Raw genomic sequence first — 2,914 nt, 5'->3', positions numbered from 1 at the left:
GGTGTCCCTGACCTTGACGGCGGGGTCGTCCCAGCTCGGCGCGTCGAGCAGGGCGGTGAGGTCCTGGAGCTGGCCGTCCTGGGACAGGGCGCCGACGCGCACGTCGCGGCGGCTGCCGCCCAGCGGACGGCGGCGGACGCCGTCCTGCCTGGCGGGGGCGGACGCCTGGCCCTTGGCGATCAGCTGCGAGAGCGCGCGCAGGTTCGGGTGGGTGAACATCGCGGTGACGGGCAGCTTCAGGCCCAGCGCCTCGGTGATCTCCTCGTGCAGCTCGACCAGCGCGAGCGAGTCGAAACCGGCTTCGAAGAAGTTGAGGTCGGGATCGAGGGCGCGGCCTAACCTGCGCTCCACGAGTGATGCAACCGCGTCGGCCTGGGTCATCCGGCGTCCTTCGTCTCGCCTGCGATCGGACGGGATCACCGTCCGCCTCCCAGCATCCTTCCCGAGCGCCGTAATCCACCACAAGCCCGTATTTATCGGGATTTCGGTCACGCAAAAAGTCCGTGGAGCCGCCGCGCCGGGCCTGACATGGCGCTACGCGACGGACGAGCACGCACCGAGCAGGGACGCTCGCCGACCGTACGCGCCGGAGCGGCGGCGGGCTTCGTCACCCCCCGGCAAGCTCGGCCCTGAGGCGGTCGGCGATGTCGGCCCTGAGGGCCTTCTTGTCGATCTTCCCGACCTTGGTCCAGGCGAGCTCCTCGACGACGACGAGCCGTTCGGGCAGCTTGAAGCGGGCGACCTCCGCGCTCTCCATCCGCGCCCGGATCTCCTCCAGCGTGACCGTCGCCCCGGCCCGCGGCACGACGTACACGCACACGCGCTCCCCGAGCACGGGGTCCGGCATGGCCACGGCGGCGACCTGGCTCACGGCGGGCAGCCGGTACACGAGGTTCTCGATCTCCTCGGCCGAGATCTTCTCCCCGCCCCGGTTGATCATGTCCTTGTCGCGGCCGACCACCACGAGGTTGCCCTCGGGGGTGCGCAGGCAGATGTCACCCGTGCGGAACCAGCCGTCGCCGGTGAAGGAGCGGGCGTTGTGCTCTGCCGCCCGGTAGTACCCGCGGGGGGTGTACGGCCCACGGGTGAGCAGCAGCCCCGGCCGGCCGTCCGGCACGTCCCGGTCCTGCTCGTCCACGATCCTGATCTCGTCGGCGGGGCAGAGGGGACGGCCCTGGGTGCCGCACACCGTCTCCACGGGGTCGTCGAGGCGGGTGAAGTTCAGCAGCCCCTCCGCCATGCCGAACACCTGCTGCAACCTCGCCCCGAGCACCGGCTCGACCTGGCACGCCAGCTCGTCCGCGAGACGGGCGCCGCCGACCTGGACGACCCGCAGGGTGCTGAGCTGCCCGGCGCCGTGCCGCACGGCCCGCTCCAGCCAGCGGCCGGCGACCGCGGGCACCACCGCGGTGTGCGTGACGCCTTCCGCCTCGATCGTGGCGAAGGCCCGTACCGGCTCGGGCGAGGGCAGCATGACCACCCGGCCCCCGGCGAGCAGGACGCCGAGGATCCCCGGGCAGGCGAGCGGGAAGTTGTGCCCGGCGGGCAGGCTGACCAGGTAGACCGAGTCCTTCGTGACCCCGGCGACCTCGGCGCTGGCCCGGGCGTTGTAGGCGTAGTCGTCGTGGGTGCGGGCGATGAGCTTGGGCAGGCCGGTCGTGCCGCCGGACAACAGGAAGACGGCCACGTCCCGGGAGGAGGGGGCGGGCAGGTCGAAGCCGGTCCGGCCGGTGGGCGGGCCGCACAGGGCCCGCAGGTCGACGCTTCCCGGCGCGACGTCGTCCCCGGCGACCAGCACCCGCCATCCGGCCCCGGTGGCGGCGCGCACGTCGGCCGCGAGGTCGTGGGCGAGCCGCTGGTGGTCGAAGTCCCTGCTCCGGTCGGGGACGGCGATCGCCACCGCCTCGGCGTGCACGGCCAGATACGTCAGCTCGGCCCGGCGATGGGCGGGCAGCGCCATCACCGGCACGATGCCCGCGCGCAGGCACGCCAGCAGCAGGACGACGAACTCCCACGAGTTGCCCAGCTGCATGACGATCCGCTCGCCCGGCGCGATGCCGAGGTCGCGCAGGCGCACGGCGGCGGCGTCGGCGCGATCGGCCAGCTCGCCGTACGTCAGGCGCAGCCCCGGCCCGTCGACCAGCGCGGTGGCGTCCGGATGGCGGTCGGCGGCCTCCCGCAGCAGGGTGCCGAGCGCGACCCCGGCCCAGTAGCCCTGCTCGGTGAAACGGGTGACGTCGGCGTCGGGCCAGGGCACGGTGTGCTCAGTGATCGGGGTGGGCATCGTCGGCCTTCCTGGTGAGGATGACGGCGTCAAGCGCGATCAGACCTCGCTGCGTGAGCCGGAGCGGATTGACCTCGATCTCGTCCAGGAGCGGGTTGGCGACGAGCAGGTCGCCGAGCCTGGAGACGATCGTGCCGAGAGCGTCGGGGTCGAGGACGGGGCCGCCGCGCCACCCGGCGAGCAGGGCCCGCCCGGCCAGTTCGGCCGCCATGCCGGCGGCTTCGCCGGGAGACAGCGGGGCGAGCCGGACGGCGACGTCGGCCAGGGCCTCGGCCACCGTGCCGCCCAGCCCGACGAGCACCACGGGCCCGAAGACGGGGTCGCGCCGCGCGCCGACGACCAGATCGATCCCGGCCGGCGCCATGGCCTCCACCAGGTAGCGGCGCGCGCCCGCCGCGTCCAGCGCGTCCAGCGCGGCGTCCAGGCCGGCGGAGGTGGACACGCCCAGGTGCACGCCGCCGATCTCCGTCTTGTGCAGGACGTCGGCGTCCAGCAGCTTGACGGCGACCGCCGTCCCGAGGGAGTCGAAGGCGGCGTGGGCGGCGGCCCGGTCCGGGCAGGCGTGGCGGGGCATGGTGGCCACGCCCAGCCGTCCGAGCAGGGCCTTGCCGGCGTGCTCGTCGTACCGGG

Annotated in this window: 3 protein-coding genes; all 3 read right to left on the bottom strand. The window is 74.0% G+C overall.

Features of this window, described 5'->3' with window-relative positions; genetic code table 11:
* Window positions 1-381 (bottom strand): acyl carrier protein (locus ACWCSD_RS50865; protein ID WP_449926798.1); only part of this gene is annotated, 381 nt, incomplete at its 3' end.
* Between the two features lie 226 nt (window positions 382-607).
* Window positions 608-2,284: a (2,3-dihydroxybenzoyl)adenylate synthase gene (locus ACWCSD_RS50860; RefSeq protein ID WP_449926795.1), complete on the bottom strand. Its 1,677-nt coding sequence runs from the start codon at window positions 2,282-2,284 to the stop codon at window positions 608-610.
* Window positions 2,265-2,914: acetate--CoA ligase family protein (locus ACWCSD_RS50855; protein ID WP_449926792.1), on the bottom strand; the 650-nt coding region annotated here is incomplete at its 5' end. The genes ACWCSD_RS50860 and ACWCSD_RS50855, both read right to left, overlap by 20 nt.

It is taken from the genome of Nonomuraea sp. NPDC001684 (genome assembly GCF_053596515.1).
The sequence above is the reverse complement of the archived record's forward strand: the minus strand, read 5'-3'. Positions and strand labels throughout refer to the sequence as shown.

What these genes read in the sequence shown, in the direction of transcription:
- ACWCSD_RS50860 (WP_449926795.1), bottom strand. Translation starts at nt 2,284, where the DNA reads ATGCCCACCCCGATCACTGAGCACACCGTGCCCTGGCCCGACGCCGAC.